This window comes from Lysobacter sp. Root690 (assembly GCF_001427785.1).
GTDB lineage: Bacteria > Pseudomonadota > Gammaproteobacteria > Xanthomonadales > Xanthomonadaceae > Lysobacter.
The window spans coordinates 514,930-532,844 of sequence record NZ_LMHM01000013.1 but is presented as its reverse complement, the minus strand read 5'-3'; the positions used below and the strand labels follow the sequence as shown (position 1 = coordinate 532,844).

Here is a 17,915-nt window from a genome sequence, read left to right as displayed (position 1 = left end):
TGAGCGCTCGCCGCGCCATCCTTCGCCGGACCAGGTCGACGATCGATCGAAACCTACGGCCATCGAACCGCGCCCACAAAGAAACGCCCCGCGATCACGGGGCGTTTCCAGGTCAAGACCCGAGCCTGACGATCAGCTCGTGACCAGGGTCAGCCCGTACTGGCTCAGGATCGGATTCAAACGTTCGAACCAAGTCCTGCGCTGATCCGCCGGCACCGAACAGTTGTCGTTGGAACCGGCCGGCAACGCACCGCCCGAGGTCACGCCCTGGGCGTTGCCGTAATGGGTGATCCACGACCCGCCCGAATCGCCCCTGCCGGTGCACACGTTGGTTTCGGTCAGACCGCTGACCACCCCGGCGCCGCCGTAATTGACGCTCACGTTCTTGGAGCGGATGGTGCCGCACTTGTAGCCCGTGGTACGCCCCGAACGGCATAACGTCCCGCCGATCGCGGCCTCGGCGCTCCCCTTCACCGCGACGGTGCCGCCTACCGCATATTTGCTGACGTTTCCGGCCAGCGTGTGTTCGCCGCGCACCGTCACCCAGGCGCGATCGTTGCCGGGGAACTTCGACGCGGTGAACCGGCCCAGCGCGACGTTACCGATGTTCACCGCCTGGCCGGCCTCGCCGCAGTGACCGGCGGTGACGAACCCCTTGACCGTACCCTTCTTGACCGCGAAACCGACCGAACACACGTAAATGTCCGCGCCGATCGGAATGCGGTACTCGATGCCGCCGCGCACGGTAGCGGTGGTCTGCGGCGTGCCGGTGTCGGTCACGAAGCGAACCGCACTCGTATCGGCGCCGCTGAGCGCGACCATGTCGATCGCCGCCGCCTCGGCGCCCGGTGCCACGGCGATCACCACGCTGTTGGTGGTCGGATCGACGTACCACGAATTCACCCCGGCCAGCATCTTGCTGATGCCCGGCACGCGGGCGCCGGCCTGCGCGTCGAGCGATGCGTGGATCGATTGCAGTTGCTTGAGACTGTGGCGCACGTGACGCACTTCGGCGCCCGGCAAATTCGCATTCCTGCCGCTGCCCGAGGTAGCCACCACCGCCTTGAACGAGCCATCGTCGCCGCGCTCGATCCAACTGCCGGCGAAACCCGAAGCGAGCTCGCGCCTGGCTTGTGCTTCCAGCGACTCACTCAGCCGTTCGACCCGCAGATACTGCTGCAGTTGACTCGACGACAGGCCCAGATCGCGTTGAATGGCGGCCTGAAGGACTGGGTCGGGAGCGTTGCCGGCCGTGGCGCTGCCGGCGGACAACACGGCGAAGGATGCGATCAGGCAGGCGCGCAGGCGCAGATTAGATTTCGTTACGTACATGGAAAAACTCCTTGATTTGGTACGCGAAAGCAACGGCCGCGCAAGACGCGGACCATCGCAATGACATCGCCGTCCTCGACGATGGTCGCGGCCCGGTGCGCGGTCGCGAATGAATCGCGCAGCGGAATCAAACGACATCACCAGATAAAACGATGCCCCGCGACGCGCAAGACGAAAGCGCGAATTACCGTCGTCGCATACCCAACACGCATCACAGGAACGGCGATCCAGAGGAAAATCGCACACTTCCTGTGCATTCAATGCAGCAGATGATTTTGAACTTGGCGATATCGAATGGGCGTACCCGACGTGCCTCGAAACCGAGAGCGTTCATCCGATGCGTACGTTTCGGTCTCATCCAGCGCGTCGTAGCGCATCTTCGAACCGCGCTGCCGTCCTCGCCTCCGCGAGCGTTGCGCGGACGCGATCGTCTGCGCGACCTGTCCATGCATCGACGCAATTCGATTGCGCGTGCGGCGGTGCCTAAGCAGGCGCAAAACCCGCCGTTCGATACCAATCGACCGCACCGCTCATCGATTGCCGCCAAAAAGAAACGCCCCGCGATCGCGGGGCGTTTCGAGGTCAAGACCCGAGATTGAAGATCAGCTCGTAACTAGGGTCAGGCCGTACTGGCTCAGGATCGGATTCAGACGTTCGAACCAGGTCCGGCGCTGCGACGACGGCACCGAGCAGTTGTCGTTGGAACCGGCCGGCAACGCACCGCCCGAGGTCACGCCCTGGGCTTGGCCGGGCGTGGTGATCCACGAACCGCCCGAATCGCCGCCGCCGGTGCAGACATTGGTCTCGGTGAGGCCGCGGACCGCGCCCTGCGGGTAATTGACCGTCACGTTCTTGGAGCGGATGGTGCCGCACTTGTAGCCGGTGGTACGGCCCGAACGGCACAGCGCCGCGCCGACCGCCGCTTCGGTGCTGCCCTTCACCGCGACCGTGCCGCCGGCGTAGTTGCTGACGTTGCCGGCCAGGGTGTGGGTGGAGTTGACCGTGACCCAGGCGCGATCGGTGCCGGGGAAGTTCGACGCGGTGAAGCGGCCGAGCGCGGCGCTGCCGATGTTGACGTTCTGGCCGGCGGTGCCGCAGTGACCGGCGGTGACGAAACCGTTGACCGTGCCGCGCCTCACCGGGAAGCCGACCGAGCACACGAAGGTGCCCTGCGAGGTCGGAATGCGGTATTCGATGCCGCCGCGGACGACCGCGGTGGTCTGCGGCGTACCGACGTCGGTCACCACGCGCACCGCGCTGGTGTCGGCGCCGCTCGACGCGATCATGTCGACCGCCTGCTCGTCGGCGCCCGGAGCGACCGAGACCACCACCGCGTTGCTGATCGGATCGACGTACCACGAATTCACGCCGCTCAGCAGCTTGCTGACGCCGGGCACGCGCGTGTTCGCCTGATGATCGAGCGCGGACTGGATCAGCTGCAGCTGCTTGAGGCTGTGACGCACATAACGGACCTCGGCGCCGGTCAGATCGGCGCGCTTGGCCGTGCCCGAGGTCGCGACCACGACCTTGAACGAACCGTCGTCGTTGCGTTCGATCCAGCTGCCGGCGAAGTTCGAGGCGAGTTGCTGCCTGGCGCGCGCTTCCAGCGACTGGCTCAGCCGTTCGGTCTGCAGGTACTGCTGCAATTGGCTCGACGACACGCCCAGATCGCGCTGCATGGCGGTCTTGAGGATCGGACTGACATCGTCGGCGGCGATGGCGCCGCCCGCGGACAACAGCGCGACGGATGCGATCAGGCGGGCATGCAGGCGCAGACGCGATTTCGATACGGACATGACGAAACTCCATTGGGTGAGTACACGGATGCGATCGATGCGCCAGCGGCGCACGACCGTAACGACATCGCCGCGCTGGACGATGGCCGCGAAACCGGCTGCGATCGGAGGAGGGCGCAACGCCGGTCGAGCGGCGCGGCCAGATAACGCCGAGGTGTTTCGCATTGACAGGGCCCAACGTGCGTTGCGTCCGCGACAAACACGCGATGCCGTCACAAGATCGCGAATGCAATGATCCGAATGAAGTTTGCGCAACGACGCCAAACCAGAAAATCGCGGTTTAAGCCTAAAAACAAGCCATATTTATGGTGTCGCCACACTCATTGCATACGACAAAAACTCACCTGGCGCACATGCTTTTTCTCAGAAATCCGATGCGCACGACCGACGCGTAGAAAAAACAACGCCCCGCGCGGGGCGGGGCGTTGCGATTGCACATGAAGCAGCGTGGCTACGATCAGCTGGTGACCAGGCTCAGTCCGTACTGGCTCAGGATCGGTCCCACGCGTTCGAACAGGCTGCTGCGCTGCGACGCCGGGATGCCGCAGTTGTTGCCGTTCGACTGCACGTTGCCGCCGGACATCACGCCCTGCGCTTGACCGGCGCTGGTGAACCACGAGCCGCCCGAATCGCCGCGGCCCATGCAGGCATTGCCCTGGGTCAGGCCGCGCACCGCGCCTTCAGCGTAGTTGGCGGTGACGTTCTTAGCGGTGATGTTGCCGCAGCGATAACCGGTGGTGCGACCGGAACGGCACACCGCCGCGCCGACCGCGGCCTCGGCGCTGCCGCGGATCGCGATCGTGCCGCCGCTGTAGTTGCTGACCGCGCCCTGCAGGGTGTGGGCGCTGCCCACGCTGACCCAGGCGCGATCGTTGCCCGGGAACACGCGCGCGGCGAACGAACCGACCTGGGTGCCGCCGATGCGCACGATCGCGCCGACTCCGCCGCAGTGACCGGCGGTGACGAAGCCCTTGGTGGATCCGCGGGTGACCGAGAAGCCGACCGAACACAAGGTGGCGTTGTTGATCGAATACTCGATGCCGCCCAGAACGTTGACCGAAGTCTGCAAGGTGCCAGGCACTTCCTCGATCCGCACCGCGCCGGCATCGGCGCCGCTGACCGCGACGAAATCCACCGCGCGTTCGCTGGCGCCCTGATCGACCCGCACCACCACCGCGTTGCTGACCGGATCGACGTACCAGCTCTGCACGCCGTCGAGCGGCTTGCTGATGCCCTTGACCCGCGCATTGGACGCGGCATCGAGCTGCGCCATCGAGTTCTGCAACTGCTTGAGGCTATGCCGCACAGTGCGCAGCTCGACCCCGCCGATCGCGCTGGCCTTGCGCGCGCCCGCAGTCGCGGCCACCACCTTGAACGAGCCGTCGGCATTGCGCTCGATCCAGCTGCCGGCGAACTGGCTGCCCAGATCGCGTTCGATCGCCGAGGCCTGGGTGCGCGCGAGTTTTTCGGTCTGCAGGTACTGGGCGATCTGGCCCGGGAAAATGCCCAGATCGCGCTGCATCGCGAACTTCAGCTCCGGGCTCACTTCATCGGCGGCGAACGCGGCGCCGGAAGACAGCGAGGCGACCGCGGCCGCGACGCAGAAAACGGAAGCGCGCACGAAACCGCGCGCATTGGACTTCGATACGGACATGCGAAGAACTCCTGAAGGAATCTGACATGGGATCGATGGAATGAAGCCGAGCGGCTTCTCGACGCCGCGGCGTGGCGGCGGCCTCTCGTCGGCGAACCCGCGCGCAATCCGGATGCACACTGTGTTCGCGAGGCCGTTCCAGCTAAAAAGAACTGCGCTTAATGCGCAAGGTGTGCACACAAGGCGCGATCACACGCAGAGTCCGAGCCACGTCACAAGACGAGGTATTGGCATAAGGATATGAACAGTTCACGCGTTCGATGCGCCTACGTATCGTGCGCGTCGCGAAAAATTTGCTGCAGTGCAATGTCGCATCTCAAAATAAGCACGACTCCATGATGATGTCGTCGATGTTCCGCGTTGTCGCACGACCTTAATTACTCGACGTAATTTTTCACCTCATCCGGATCCGGCGTGTAGATGTCCAACTGCAGCTCGATGCCGCGCTCACCGAGCAGGCGAAGCTTGGCCGCGCTGATCACCTCGCCTTCGTTGCGGCCACCCATGAACAAGCCGCAGAACAGATTCATGGCGAAACGCGATTGCAACTGCGCCCACGCCGCCGGGTCGTCGCTCAGTCGGGCGAAGATGTCGTCGATCTGCGCATCCAGATCGCCGGGCGATCGGTCCTGCGCTTGCACGGACCACACACCAGTGCGGGCGACGCGACGATGGCCGGTGACCTTGCCAATCAGGATCTCGCCCCGGGTCTGCGCGTTTTCCGCCTGCGCGCCGAGCAAGCGGCTGACCTCGTCCGGGATCAGATCGTCGCCGTGAATGCGCAAGGTCGCCTTGGTTTTTTTGAGTGCTGGCATCATGGATCCAGTGAATGAAGGCAACGCGGCAGGCAGTGGCACGATGAATTGTTCACGCTATCAATGCACGGCATTACCGCGATCGATCGTTCGCATCGGTACCGCATCACGATGAAAATTGTTTTCATCGATCGGTAGGCGGACGCGAGCAACCAGTGCCGTTCAACGATGCATTTTGAAGATCGGCTGAAAGTGGGTCGTCAATCCTCGCTGCAAGGCGCGTAGACACAGCACTCCATCGAGATGCGACGCTCACCGAGCAGCCGCAGATTCTCCGAGCACAGCCCGATACCGTGACTGCTTTCCACCATGAACACACCGCAGAACAGATCCAGTTCGAAATGCAGCCTCAATTGCTCCCAGACCCGCGCATCGTGACTGAGGGCGGCGAAAATCTCGCTGACCTGCGCATCGAGATCGCTGGGAGAACGTGGCGACGCGTTGAAATGCCAGGTACCGGTCTTGGCCACATACTGCCGGCCGAGCGCCTTACCGACGGTGACTTCGCCTTTGATTCTGGCATGCGTGGGTTGCGCACCCAGCAGCAGGCTCACTTCGTCAGGAATCAGCGTATCGCCCCAGATTCGCAGGCAGGCCGTGCTGGAGGGTTCGGACATGAAGGGCCGTGGCGGTTAGCCGCCGACGTCGTGCCCGCGGTCGCAACAGCTAATCCCAGATCGGCGCCGCATGCAATCCAAACGGAGCGCGGGATGCAGCGGTTGGGCGATACGGCGGTACAGATCGAAGCCGGACGATGGCGCGCTACGACTACGGCCCGCTATGCATGCGGCCCGACTGCGCGCGCTTGAATTCGCTCAACAGCCACACCGTCAGCAAGCCCACGGCGACGACGCCGGCGCCACGGCCGAGCCAGAACAAGGCCAGGGAAAAGTCCGCGCCGTGTACCGGCGGCGGAATCGCGGCCAGCGCGATCAGCGCCAGGGCCTGGGATTTACGCGAACCACGCATGGCTGCACCTCCCGCGACGGCCCGCATGGCCGCCTCACCGGACCTTACACCCATCCGGGCCAGGATGGACCACCCTGCCCCGGACAGGCGACGGCCGGCGAACGCGTTCGTGTACGCGCGGCCGGCGATCGGCGAGCCCATGCATGACGACGCGTTAATCCAGCCTTATCTCAATCTCAACGGCGACTCGGGCGTACGCGGCTATGCGATCGGGCCGCAGGCGATCGCGGTCGAGTTCGGCGACGGCTCGGTCTATCTGTATACCGCCGACAGCGCAGGCACCGAGGCGATCGCGCGCATGCACGAACTGGCGCGCGGCGGACGCGGGTTGAACACTTACATCAACCGCTACGTTCGCGAGGGTTATGCCGAACGCCTGCGCTGACCGTCGCGGGCGCACGCCTGTCCGATCGACCCGCCTCAACCGATCGAAGTGAACACGCTGTCGCCGCGCGCGGCCGCATCGGCGTAGAACGCGGTCAGCACCGTGTAATACGAGACGACGTAATCCTTGGCCTCATCGCCGTCGCGCAGCCAGATCACATCGGGGTAGATGTCCGCGTCCGCCAGCGCCTGCGCGTCGTAGCGACGGCCGAATTCGTCCGCCGGCAATGTGGCCAGCGCGGCGGCGATCTGGCGGACATGATCGGCCGGCACATGCCGCGGTGCGTCCTCATCCGGATCGTCCGAGACCGGCTCGCCGCCGAAGATCACCCAGTTCCACGGCGGCACGCCTTCCCACGCCGACTGGTTGAGGACGAAATGAATCGCATGCCAGGCCTTGTCCAGATACGCCACGCGCCCGGTCGCCTCGTCGGCGTCGTAGTCCGCGTACAGGGCCTCGACGATTTGCCCTGGCGCGCGCAACAACGCGGCCGTGCGTTCCGCGTCGACCGCGGTCGCGCTCCATGTCATGCCCATTCGAACGCGCTCCGTAATGAAGATTTGGATCAAGGTCTGATTGAAGGTTTATCGGCGCTCAGCGTCGCTGCCGCGAAAGCGTCGTTCGCCGGTGACGATAGGCGCGTCGGCCCGATTGGTCGTTGCAATCGCGAGTCGATCCGAAGCGGCCGGGTTGCCCCGGCCGCGCCTTGCGATCGAAGCGAGGTTCAGGGATTCGGATCCGGCGGCTGCGACACCAGCGGCTCGCATTGCAGCCTGGATTCGCCGGCCGAATTGGTGATCCAGTTGCAGTCGAGCCAGGTGCCGTCCTTGTCCTGGACGATGAAGGCCGAGGCGCTGAAGCTCAGCAGCACCAGGGCCAGCGACAACAGCGCGGGAGCGAGGCGAATCTTCTTCATGGGTCTGTCTTCCTTGTCAGTGGGTTTTCACCGATGAGCACACGACAACATCGCGTCCGCGTGACCGGCCCTTACGCGGCGCGTTGCCGCATCCTGCCGTCGTCGCGGACACGAGCAGCCTAGCAAGTCGTCATCGCAACCGCTGATATGCGGCCGCGGCGAACGCGGCGGCTCAGGGATTGATCCGGATCGGCGTTCCGGTCGGCACCAGGCTCCACACTTCCTCGATCTGCTGATTGGTCAGCGCGATGCAGCCGTCGGTCCAGTCGCGCCGGTACCCGGCCGGCGTGCCGCCGTGAATCATGATGTCGCCGCCGGGGTCGACCCCGCGCGCGCGCGCCTGCTTGCGATCGGCGTCGTTCGGGTACGACACCCGCAACGACAGATGGAAGCGGCTGTTGTGATTGCGGCCGCTGATGCGGTAATCGCCTTCGGGCGTGCGTTCGTCGCCCTGCTGGCGCTTGTGCCCGCTCGGCGCGTCGCCGAGCAGGATCGAATAGGTGCGGATCACCATGTTGTTGTTGAACAGCTGCATGCGCCGCTTTGCCTTGTCGACCACGATGCGGTCGGCGCGTTGCGCGGCCGGCGCCATCGCCGGCGGGGTCCTCGCCCAGGCCGGCACCCAGGCCAACACGCAAGCGAGCAGCGCGGCGAAAACACTCACGGAAATCCATTTCATACCGGCAGGCTCCTGGCCACGATCGCATCCAATTCCAAGTCGTGCGGCAGGGTACCGAACCCCAGCCCATGCGCGCCACCGACCCGGCTGCGGCAGAACGCGATCGCCGCGGGGCTGTCGGCGACGAACAGCAGCGCGGCCTGCAAGGCCAGCGCGAGCCGTTCGACGAACGCGCGCATCTGCGCCTCGTGCAAAGCCGCCGCGCCGGTCAGCGCCGGCGCCAGTTCGTCGATGCGCGCATCCAGCGCATCGTGGCGGCCACGCGCGCGTTCCAACTCGGCCAACAGCGCGCGTCCGGCCTCGGGTTCGCGGCCGAGCGCGCGCAGCACATCCAGGCACTGGATGTTGCCGCTGCCTTCCCAGATCGAATTCAGCGGCGCCTGCCGGTACAAACGCGGCAGGATCGATTCCTCGACATAACCCGCGCCGCCCAGGCATTCCTGCGCTTCATTGACGAACGCCGCCGCGCGCTTGCAGATCCAGAACTTGCCGATCGCGGTGGCGATGCGCGCGAACGCGGCGTCGTGGGCCGACGACGGCGCGCGATCGATCGCGCCGGCGACGCGGATCGCCAGCGCGGTGGCGGCCTCGGATTCGATCGCTAGGTCGGCGATCACGTTGCGCATCAGCGCATGCTCGATCAGCGGCTTGCCGAAACTGCGGCGATGGCGCGCGTGATGCAGCGCCTGCGCCAGGGCCATGCGCATCTCGCCGGCCGAACCGAGCATGCAGTCCAGGCGGGTCAGCATCACCATCTCGATGATCGTCGCCACGCCGCGGCCTTCCTCGCCGATACGCTGCGCCCAGGCGCCGATGAACTCCACTTCCGACGAGGCGTTGGACCAGTCGCCGAGTTTGTCCTTGAGCCGCATCAGCCGCATCGCGTTCTTGCCGCCGTGCGGATGCCAGCGCGGCATCAGGAAACAGCTCAGCCCACCCGGCGCCTGCGCCAGCACCAGGAAGCCATCGGACATCGGCGCGGAGAAAAACCACTTGTGGCCGACCAGTTCGTATTCGTCGTTGCCGATCGGCGTGGCGACGGTCTGGTTGGAACGCACGTCCGAGCCGCCCTGCTTCTCGGTCATGCCCATGCCGAGGGTCAACCCGGCCTTGTCGCCGTAACCGATATCGCGGCCGTCGTAGTGCGGCGCGGCGGCCTTGCGCATCCAGTCGTGCAGCGCCGGCGCGTGCCGCAACACCGGCACGCTGGCGTGGGTCATGGTCAGCGGACAACTCGTGCCCGGTTCGACCTGATGGTGCAGATAACTCAGCGCCGCGCGCGCGACGTGCGAACCCGGGCGCGGATCATGCCAGGACAGGCCGGCGACGCCGTGGCCAATCGCGTGGCCCATGATGGCGTGGTAGTTCGGATGGAATTCGACTCGATCGATGCGATGGCCGTAAGCGTCGTAGTTGCGCAGCCGCGGCTTGTCGCGATGCGCGTCGAAGCTCAGTTCGTAGAGTTCGCTGCCGGCGAGTGCGCCGTACGCGGCCAGATTGTCGGCGAACCCTGCCCCGCCTTCGCGCTCGACCGCTTCGCGCAGCGCGAGGTCGTCGCGCCACAGGTCGCGCGGCGCGAACGGCGGCGGCTGATTCTCGACCCGATGGGTGGCGAACGGGGGCAGCGTGTCCATGAGGGTGACTCTCCGTGGGGCTATGCACCGATTCTAGTGATTCTGTGGCGGCTGCGCTGTCGCTCGTGTTCGTCGAGAAGGTCGGTATCCAGGGCTTCACCTCGACATGACGCTAAAGTCACTGGATCCCCGCGTTCGCGGGGATGACGGTGATGAGGGATGCCATGCGCGCGGGTTGTTGCGCTGCCTTGGTTACCTAACGTCGGGCTGCTGCGTGGGTCTGGATCGTCCCGCAGCCTCGATTGCCGTATCGCCACGGCGGCTGCATGTTCCAAGGGCGCCGCATGGTTGGCGTCGTCACGCCACTTCGCCCTGTCGCCCTGTCACGCCATCGCCCTGTTGCTCTGTTGCTCTGTTGCTCTGTTGCCTTGTTGCCCTGTCGCACCGCCGCACAGTCGCACTCTGCTGCACTGCCGTGCTGCAATCACGGCAGCACGCATTCGCCTTTGCTCGTCATCCCCGCGCAGGCGGGGATCCAGAGACTTCACAGTCATGCCGCGGTGAAGCCCTGGATCCCCGCCTGCGCGGGGATGACGGAATTGGAGGATGTAATGCGTCCGTGTTGCCGACTGATCCTGGTCGCCGCACGACACCGGAGTTCTACATGGGCGCGCTTCAAACACCGACCGTTCGTACGCAACCCGTCCAGCGCGTGCGCACTGTTGCACTGCGACAAGCCTGCATCGCAACCCCCGCACGACCAACCCACCCCACCACCACCAAGCCAAAAAGAAAAAAGGCCCCGCCAGAAGCGGAGCCTTGGAAACTGTCCGATGCGATTCGGCCAGACATTGCCCCTAGGGGCAAAGGCGAATCAAACCACCGGAGCCACTTCGGACGCCTGCGCGCCCTTCGGTCCCTGGGTCAGCTGATAGCTGACACGCTGGCCTTCCTGCAAGCTGCGGAAACCCTTTGCGTTGATCGCGGAGAAATGCACGAATACATCCGCGCTGCCATCTTCGGGAGAAATAAAACCGAAGCCCTTGGCGTCGTTGAACCACTTCACGGTGCCGTACTGCATATCCTTATTGACCTCATGCTGGATGCGTTGACGTGCGTCGCCGCCGGATGTGGCGCGAGACGCACTACCGAGTATGCAAACTGTGCCGCAAGATGACAACGGCTCAGCGTGACAACATCCAGCACGTGTTTTGAAGCGATATCCGGCCACGCCGGATGCACCCAAATCGCAGTTATGCGACTGGGGTCACCGAAGCGCCGAGGCGGTCGAGCACGGCGACCAGCAAGGCCGGCAGGCCCGCGGACGCCGCGGCCACGTTGTCGAGCACATCCTGCAGGGTGATCACTTCGTCCAGGTCCGGACCGGCGCCCGCGGCCCAGTTGGCGACAATCGCCAAACAGGCGTAATCCAGGCCGAATTCGCGCGCCAGCCCGGCTTCGGGCATGCCGGTCATGCCGACCAGATCGCAGCCGTCGCGACGCATGCGCGCGATCTCGGCGCGGGTTTCCAGACGCGGGCCCTGGGTGGCGCCGTAGCAGCCGCCGTCGACCAGGCTCACGCCCGCGCTCGCCGCCGCGGCGATCACGTCGGCGCGCAACGCGCGCGTATAGGGCTCGCCGAAATCGACGTGCAGCACCTCGGTGCCGGGCTCCTCGCACAAGGTGGAGATACGACCCCAGGTGTAATCGATCAACTGATCCGGGCAACCCAGCACGCGCGGGCCAAACCGTTCGGTGATGCCGCCGACCGTATTGAGCGCGAGCACGCGTTGCGCGCCCAGCGCCTGCAACGCGGCGAGGTTGGCGCGGTAGTTGATCTGGTGCGGCGGCAAGGAATGGCCTTCGCCGTGACGCGCCAGAAACGCCACCCGGCGCCCGCCCAGGGTGCCGATCCGCACCGGACCCGACGGCGCGCCGTAGCGCGTGACCGGCTGATGCGATTCCACGTCCTGCAGTTCGGCGATGCGGTACAGGCCGGTGCCGCCGATCAGGGCGAGGTCGATGGGTTGGGTCATTGCGGGAAGTCCGGGGATGAGAAACAGGAATGAGTTGAGAGGAGTGAGGAAATAGTCGAGTACGCGGGGCGTTGTGGCGATGCGAGCTTATCGGGCCTTGACGCACTTCGATTCGCCGCTTCCCGCGCCCCGCTGCGGCCTCACTTCAAGGCATAGATCGCCGGCAGGTTGCGGCCCTGCTCGTGGTAATCCATGCCGTAGCCGAACACGTAGCGGTCGGGCACTTCCACGCCGATGTAGTCGGCGCATACGCCTTCGACGCAGCGGTCGTGGGCCTTGACCGCGAGCGCGGCGATGCGGACTTCGATCGCGCCCTGTTCGCGGCACCATTCGCGGATGCCGTGCAGGGTGTGGCCTTCGTCGAGGATGTCGTCGGCGAGCAACACGCGACGGCCGCGCAGCGGGGTCGCCGGGCGATGCTTCCAGACCAGGTCGGCGCCGGTGGTCGCGCCGCGGTAGCGGGTGGCGTGCAGGTAATCGAATTCCAGATCCAGCCCGCGCTCGCCCAGTTCCATCGCCAGTTGCGCGGCGAACGGCATGCCGCCGTGCATGATCGTCAGGTAGACCGGACGGCTGCCGGCGTAGTCGCTGCGGATCTTCACCGCCATGCGCGCGATCTCGCGCTCCAGGGTGCGCCGATCGAAAATCAGATCGGCGTTTTCCAGCGCCTGGGCCAGGTCGTGCCCGGACTCGTGTTTCACGTTCATCAAGCCAATCCTTCCAAGCGGGTGCGGGTTTCGCCGTAATGGCTGTCGGCGATCAGGCCGTCCCAGCCCATCGCGCCGCGGCCGATCAGGCCCAGCAGCGCGGCGGTGTTGAGGCGGCGGCCTTCGACCGCGGCCAGCGACTCTTCTACCAACTGCGGATGACAGACCAGCACGACGTCGCAACCGGCATCCAGGTGCGCGTCGATGCGCGCCTTGATCCCGCCGACCGAGAACGCCGCGGCCATGCCGATGTCGTCGCTGAAGACCACGCCGCGGAAGCCCATCTCGCGGCGCAGGATTTCTTCGATCCAACGGCGCGAATACCCGGCCGGCTCCGGCGCGACCGCCGGGTACGACACGTGCGCCATCATCACCGCGTCGGCCTTGGCCTCGATGCCTGCGACGAACGGGATCAGGTCGGTCGCGCGCAATTCCTCCAGCGTGCGCGGGTCGACCGCGTCGTTGAAGTGGGTGTCGGCCAGGACCGAGCCGTGACCGGGGAAATGCTTGATCGTCGCGGCCATGCCGCGCGCGTGCATGCCGCGCACGTAGGCGCGGGTGAACTCGGCGACGACCTGCGGATCGGGATCGAAGGCGCGGTTGCCGATCGCCAGATTGCCGCGGCCCAGGTCGACCACCGGCGCGAAGCTCAGGTCGACGCCGCTGGCCTGCACTTCGGCGGCCATCAGCTGCGCGTGTTCCTCGGCCAGCTTGAGCGCGCCGACGGGGTCGTGCGCGTACTGCTTGCCGAACACCTCCAGCGGCGGCAAGGCGCTGTAGCCCTCGCGGAAGCGCTGCACGCGCCCGCCTTCCTGGTCGACGCAGATCAACTGCGGACGCGGCGCGGCGGCGCGGATCGCGGCCGACAGCTCAGCGACCTGGGCCTTGGACGCGAAGTTGCGGCTGAACAGGATCACGCCGGCGCAGGCATCGTGCTGCAGCCAGTCGCGTTCCTGCGCGGTGAGTTCGGTACCGGCGACGCCGATCACGAGCATGCGGAACTCCTGAGGGAGAAACAGCGCGGTATGCGCAGGGTGCATTGTCGCGCAGATGGTGCGGCGGGGGCACCCTGCCCGGCCCGGGCGGCCGGAAGGCCGGTTCCGGCGCCGTCGCGGCCCGAGGGCGCCGTGCGCGACGTGAAATATTCGCGGTGCTTCTACCCCGGCGTTCTCGGCTCGGAGGCGCTGAACATAAACACACCCGATCGGAAAAATTCTCGCGGCGGCGGAAAGCTCGCCCACACCGACCTCGCGACTAGGTCAACGCCTTCAAACCGCGCCGTCGCGCTCGGCCTGGCTCCATTGCGCATACGGCCGGGTCGCCAGCGCCAGGTTGTAGTAACGCACCGCATCGGTGACCTCGGCGCCGGCCCAATCAGGCCGTGCGAATTCGCTATCGGCGCTGGCCAGTTCGATCTCGGCCACGACCAGGCCGGCGTTGTCGCCGAGGAATTCGTCGACTTCCCACAGATGACCCTGGTGCTCGACGTAATGCCGGCGCTTGTCGACCAATCCACCGACGCTGAGCGCGAGCAGATCGCGCGCATCCGCGACCGGGATCGGATAGTCGAACTCCTGGCGGGTGTGGCCGAGCTCGCGCGATTTCAGATTGAGAAAGGCCTCGTCGCCGGCGATGCGCACGCGCACCGACGCCTTCATCGCCGCGCGGCCGTCGCCGCCCGCGTCCATCGCCGCCAGATCGTTGAGATAGCCCTGCGCCATCGGCACGACCTTCTGCGCCTGCGCGCGCCAACCGTCGCCAACGACCAGGAATTTGCGTTCGATTTCGATGCCCATGCGCCATTATGGCCCAGACGCCGGATGCAGTCGCGCCTGTAGAATGCGCGCCCCGCGCAGCGCGCGCGAATTCGCCGAATCGGCAAGGCCGCCATGAAGCGCCCGTTTTCCGCAGTGTTGTTTCCGAGTGCGCTGGCCATCGCCCTGCTCGGCGCGGCCGGCGCCGCGTTCGCCGCCGACGCGATGCCCGATGTCGAACAAGCCAACGCGGCGTATCGGCGCGCGCTGGAAGCCGACGTCCGCGCGAAATCCGCGCCGCCGTCGCTGGTCTCGGCCTCGCTGCTCGCGGCGATGAAGATCGACGCCGTGCAAGGTTGCCAACGCGTCGATGCCGTCTTCGTCGCCTGCATCGTGGGTGTCGATGCGGGCATGCGCCGCGGCTATCAGGCGTACCGGTTTGGCCATGACGGCGCGACCTGGACGCTGGCGAACAGCGTCGAAGCCGCGATACCGGCGCCGAGCCTGGCCGAAGCGCAAGGCCTGATCCGTCAGCGTCTGGGCGAAGAAGGCGCGCGGCAGCAAGACCCCGCGCGCAAGGCCGAATTCGAACGCGCCGCCGCCGAAGCGACGGTGAGCGCGATGAATTCGTGCGAGCTCGATGACGATAGCGGCGCGGTGGAATGCGAGGTGCGGCTGCGCTTGCCCGACGGCAGCGAGCCTTCGGCGACGCAGCGTTTCCAATTGAATGGAAGCGTTTGGTCGTTGTTGGAACGTTGAGTCGCGAGGGATCCGCGCGGCGTGCGTCGGCTGCGTCGCCTCATTGAATCCGTGAGTTTCGACGGGCCGGGCGAGTGCGCGGTCGCAGCTCGCGCAGCTCCTACAGTCGGAATCCCAACGATCGCCGCGTCGGCAACGGCTGCCCCTGTAGGAGCTGCGCAAGCTGCGACCGCGAACCAACGACTATGGTGAAACCGAGCAAGACCGCAGTACCCGGTTACCCCGCGCTAACCAAGCGCAACCGCGCCTCAGCTCATCTCAGCGCTCAAACATCGCAATCGATTCCACATGCGCGGTATGCGGAAACATGTCCATCACCCCGGCCGCGCGCAGTTTCCAGCCCTTCTCACGCACCAGATAGCCCGCATCGCGCGCCAACGACGCCGGATGGCAGCTCACATACACGATGCGCTTGAACTGCTTGAGCGGCAGTTGGGTCAGGACGAAATCGGCGCCCGAACGCGGCGGATCGAGCAACAGGCGATCGAAGCCTTCGCGCATCCACGGCTCGCCGCTGAGGTCCTTGGCCAGATCGGCGGCATAGAACTTGGCGTTGCCCAGGCCGTTGTGCTCGGCGTTTTCGCGCGCGCGCTGGACCAGCCCGGCCTCGCCTTCCACGCCGACCACTTCGCGCACGCTGCGCGCCAGCGGCAAGGTGAAATTGCCCAGGCCGGCGAACAGATCGAGCACCCGATCCTCCGGCTGCGGCTGCAGCAGATCGATCGCGTGCTGGATCATGTGGCCGTTGAGGCCGGCGTTGACCTGGATGAAATCGAGCGGACGGAACTTCAGTTCCAGATTCCACTGCGGCAGGGTAAACGCGAGCCTGGGATCGGCCGGCCACAGCGGATGCACGCTCTCGATCCCGCCGGGCTGCAGGAATACCGCGAACTCGTGCTGCTGGGCGAAGGCGACGATCGCGTCGCGATCGGATTGCGACAGCGGCGACAGATGGCGGAAGGTCAAGGCGATGCCGCCGTGCGCGTTGTCGCCATGCATGCGGTCGCCGCCGATGAACTCGACCTGCGGAATTTCGCGGCGCGCCTGCAGGCCGTCGATCAGCTGCGCGAGCGCGCCGATCGCATCGCCGACTTCGGGGATCACCGTTTCGCAGCGCGCGATCTCGGCGACGAAGCGCGGATCGGTTTCGCGGAACCCGACCAGGGTCTTGTCCTTCTTCTCGACCCGGCGCACCGAGAACCGGCCCTTGCGGCGATAGCCCCAGGCCGAATCGGTCAGCGCCGGCAGGATCCGCTCGGGCGCGACATGGCCGATGCGTTCGAAGTTTTCCATCAGCACGTTCTGCTTGGCGAGGATCTGCCGATCCTCGGCCATGTGCTGCAGCGCGCAGCCGCCGCACACACCGAAATGCGCGCAACGCGGAGCGACGCGATCGGCCGCGGCTTCGAGCACCTCCAGCGTCACCGCTTCATCGAAGCTGCGCGAACGCGAAGTCTGCTTGGCCATGACCCGTTCGCCGGGCAGCGCGCCGGCGACGAACACCGCCTTGCCGTCCGGACGCCGGGCGACACCACGGCCATCGTGAGTGAGGCCGGTGATGGCGGCCTCGAAGGGAGTTTGATCGATGCGGGCCACAGCTGCTGGCAGGAATCAAAGGGGGCGCATTGTGGCATGGCCGGGATTGGGGATTGGGGATTCGGGATTGGCAAGGGCTAAAAAACCGCCGCCGCGGGCTGGCTCCATAGCGATCCCGCACCCGGGCTTCAGGAACGCAAAAGCCCGCTTGCGCGGGCTTTTGCTCTTGCCAATCCCTAATCCCGAATCCCTAATCCCGGCTACTCACTTCTGCTTCCAACCGCCGCCGGCATCCTGATACCACCAGCCGCCCTTGGCGCTGTCGACCCACTGGCGCGCGAACACCTGGCGGATCTGCGCTTCCCATTCGGGGTGGTTGTTGGCGACCGCGATCTCGCGGTAGACCGCGGCCGAATCGCGGCCCTGGTCGGCCACGGCCTGGTTGACGCCGACCCGGTCGGACAGCGGGATCTTCGAGGCGTCGCGCACCGCGACCGTGCCGTTGCTGGCGAAACCGAGCGCGCCGGAATCGAAATGCGCGCGCAACTGGCTGTCGAAGCGCTGCGCCATGCGCGACTGGATCGCCTGGATCGCCGGGGTCTTGATCGAGATGTCCGGCGACTGCGCATGGGCGCTGCCGATGCCGGCCAGCGACAGCCAGTCGATGCGGCTGGCCAGTTGGCCCCATTCGAGACCCGGGCGCGATACCGAGGCACTGCCGCCGGGCTTGCCACCGTCGCTGGGCTGGGCCTGCGGCGTGGCCGCGGGGGCTTGATCGCCGATGACCTTCTCGACGAACTCCTTGGCCGCTTCCTTGGCCTCGGCGGCCGGGAAATAGACATTGATGGTCACGCACGCCGTCAACATCACGGCGGCGACCGGTATTCCCATCCAACGGCGCATGAGCGAATCCTTCTGGTTGTGCGCGTCCTGCGCGGGTTCCGCCGGGTCCGGGCGGGGGTTGATCGAACGACGTTTGTTGAAGCACGGCGCCTATTGAACC

General features: G+C 66.0%; 20 protein-coding genes. 3 read left to right on the top strand and 17 right to left on the bottom strand.

Features of this window, described 5'->3' with window-relative positions:
- Nucleotides 1-132: 132 nt before the first annotated feature.
- Nucleotides 133-1,332 (bottom strand): S1 family peptidase, encoded by a 1,200-nt coding sequence (locus ASD86_RS14345; protein WP_056111633.1) that lies wholly within the window; start codon nucleotides 1,330-1,332, stop codon nucleotides 133-135.
- 152 nt (nucleotides 1,333-1,484) lie between these two features.
- Here ASD86_RS14345 and ASD86_RS26810 point away from each other — a divergent pair, with 152 nt between their 5' ends.
- The gene (locus tag ASD86_RS26810) at nucleotides 1,485-1,931 is read left to right on the top strand and encodes a hypothetical protein (RefSeq protein ID WP_157476637.1); all 447 of its coding nucleotides are present in this window, start codon (nucleotides 1,485-1,487) and stop codon (nucleotides 1,929-1,931) included.
- Nucleotides 1,932-1,934: 3 nt separating this feature from the next.
- On the opposite strand, the gene ASD86_RS14335 is transcribed toward ASD86_RS26810, so the two are convergent.
- From ASD86_RS14335 to ASD86_RS14315, 5 genes are all read right to left on the bottom strand, one after another.
- Nucleotides 1,935-3,128, bottom strand: coding sequence for a S1 family peptidase (locus ASD86_RS14335; protein WP_162253668.1), 1,194 nt, complete (start codon nucleotides 3,126-3,128; stop codon nucleotides 1,935-1,937).
- Nucleotides 3,129-3,585: 457 nt separating this feature from the next.
- The gene (locus tag ASD86_RS14330) at nucleotides 3,586-4,782 is read right to left on the bottom strand and encodes a S1 family peptidase (protein WP_056111622.1); all 1,197 of its coding nucleotides are present in this window, start codon (nucleotides 4,780-4,782) and stop codon (nucleotides 3,586-3,588) included.
- Between the two features lie 377 nt (nucleotides 4,783-5,159).
- Nucleotides 5,160-5,597 carry a DUF4279 domain-containing protein gene (locus ASD86_RS14325; protein ID WP_056112747.1) on the bottom strand — a complete coding sequence of 146 codons (438 nt, stop codon included), beginning with the start codon at nucleotides 5,595-5,597 and terminating at the stop codon, nucleotides 5,160-5,162.
- 200 nt (nucleotides 5,598-5,797) lie between these two features.
- Nucleotides 5,798-6,214, bottom strand: a complete 417-nt coding sequence (locus ASD86_RS14320) for a DUF4279 domain-containing protein (RefSeq protein WP_056111619.1) — start codon at nucleotides 6,212-6,214, stop codon at nucleotides 5,798-5,800.
- Between the two features lie 151 nt (nucleotides 6,215-6,365).
- A complete protein-coding gene (locus tag ASD86_RS14315) occupies nucleotides 6,366-6,566 on the bottom strand; it encodes a hypothetical protein (RefSeq protein ID WP_056111614.1) in 201 nt (66 codons plus the stop codon).
- Nucleotides 6,567-6,723: 157 nt separating this feature from the next.
- On the opposite strand from ASD86_RS14315, the gene ASD86_RS14310 reads away from it, so the two are divergent.
- Complete coding sequence (locus ASD86_RS14310; protein ID WP_056112745.1) at nucleotides 6,724-6,951, top strand: hypothetical protein; 228 nt, start codon at nucleotides 6,724-6,726, stop codon at nucleotides 6,949-6,951.
- Nucleotides 6,952-6,986: 35 nt separating this feature from the next.
- Here the strand turns inward: ASD86_RS14310 and ASD86_RS14305 are convergent, their stop codons facing one another.
- The 9 genes from ASD86_RS14305 to ASD86_RS14265 form a co-directional block, all read right to left on the bottom strand.
- On the bottom strand, nucleotides 6,987-7,487 hold the full coding sequence (locus ASD86_RS14305) for a YfbM family protein (RefSeq protein ID WP_056111611.1): 501 nt from the start codon (nucleotides 7,485-7,487) through the stop codon (nucleotides 6,987-6,989).
- A 188-nt stretch (nucleotides 7,488-7,675) separates the two neighbouring features.
- The gene (locus tag ASD86_RS14300) at nucleotides 7,676-7,867 is read right to left on the bottom strand and encodes a hypothetical protein (protein ID WP_056111608.1); all 192 of its coding nucleotides are present in this window, start codon (nucleotides 7,865-7,867) and stop codon (nucleotides 7,676-7,678) included.
- A 172-nt stretch (nucleotides 7,868-8,039) separates the two neighbouring features.
- A complete protein-coding gene (locus tag ASD86_RS14295; RefSeq protein WP_056111605.1) occupies nucleotides 8,040-8,546 on the bottom strand; it encodes a L,D-transpeptidase family protein in 507 nt (168 codons plus the stop codon).
- Complete coding sequence (locus ASD86_RS14290) at nucleotides 8,543-10,180, bottom strand: acyl-CoA dehydrogenase family protein (protein WP_157476633.1); 1,638 nt, start codon at nucleotides 10,178-10,180, stop codon at nucleotides 8,543-8,545. The genes ASD86_RS14295 and ASD86_RS14290 overlap by 4 nt, the downstream gene beginning before the upstream one ends.
- Nucleotides 10,181-10,994: 814 nt before the next feature.
- Nucleotides 10,995-11,201: a cold-shock protein gene (locus ASD86_RS14285; protein WP_031373678.1), complete on the bottom strand. Its 207-nt coding sequence runs from the start codon at nucleotides 11,199-11,201 to the stop codon at nucleotides 10,995-10,997.
- A 172-nt stretch (nucleotides 11,202-11,373) separates the two neighbouring features.
- Nucleotides 11,374-12,156, bottom strand: coding sequence for an S-methyl-5'-thioinosine phosphorylase (locus ASD86_RS14280; RefSeq protein ID WP_056111600.1), 783 nt, complete (start codon nucleotides 12,154-12,156; stop codon nucleotides 11,374-11,376).
- Nucleotides 12,157-12,296: 140 nt separating this feature from the next.
- Nucleotides 12,297-12,863, bottom strand: coding sequence for a hypoxanthine-guanine phosphoribosyltransferase (locus ASD86_RS14275; protein ID WP_056111595.1), 567 nt, complete (start codon nucleotides 12,861-12,863; stop codon nucleotides 12,297-12,299).
- Nucleotides 12,863-13,858: a beta-N-acetylhexosaminidase gene (gene nagZ, locus ASD86_RS14270; RefSeq protein WP_056111592.1), complete on the bottom strand. Its 996-nt coding sequence runs from the start codon at nucleotides 13,856-13,858 to the stop codon at nucleotides 12,863-12,865. Before nagZ ends, ASD86_RS14275 begins: the two co-directional genes overlap by 1 nt.
- 273 nt (nucleotides 13,859-14,131) lie before the next feature.
- Entirely contained in the window at nucleotides 14,132-14,659 is a 528-nt protein-coding gene (locus ASD86_RS14265; RefSeq protein WP_056111589.1) for a CYTH domain-containing protein, read from the bottom strand.
- 93 nt (nucleotides 14,660-14,752) lie between these two features.
- Here ASD86_RS14265 and ASD86_RS14260 point away from each other — a divergent pair, with 93 nt between their 5' ends.
- Nucleotides 14,753-15,376, top strand: coding sequence for a hypothetical protein (locus ASD86_RS14260; RefSeq protein WP_056111585.1), 624 nt, complete (start codon nucleotides 14,753-14,755; stop codon nucleotides 15,374-15,376).
- 258 nt (nucleotides 15,377-15,634) lie between these two features.
- On the opposite strand, the gene rlmD is transcribed toward ASD86_RS14260, so the two are convergent.
- Entirely contained in the window at nucleotides 15,635-16,984 is a 1,350-nt protein-coding gene (gene rlmD, locus ASD86_RS14255; RefSeq protein ID WP_056111582.1) for a 23S rRNA (uracil(1939)-C(5))-methyltransferase RlmD, read from the bottom strand.
- 192 nt (nucleotides 16,985-17,176) lie between these two features.
- Nucleotides 17,177-17,815, bottom strand: a complete 639-nt coding sequence (locus tag ASD86_RS14250; protein WP_056111579.1) for a DUF1318 domain-containing protein — start codon at nucleotides 17,813-17,815, stop codon at nucleotides 17,177-17,179.
- Between the last annotated feature and the right edge of the window lie 100 nt (nucleotides 17,816-17,915).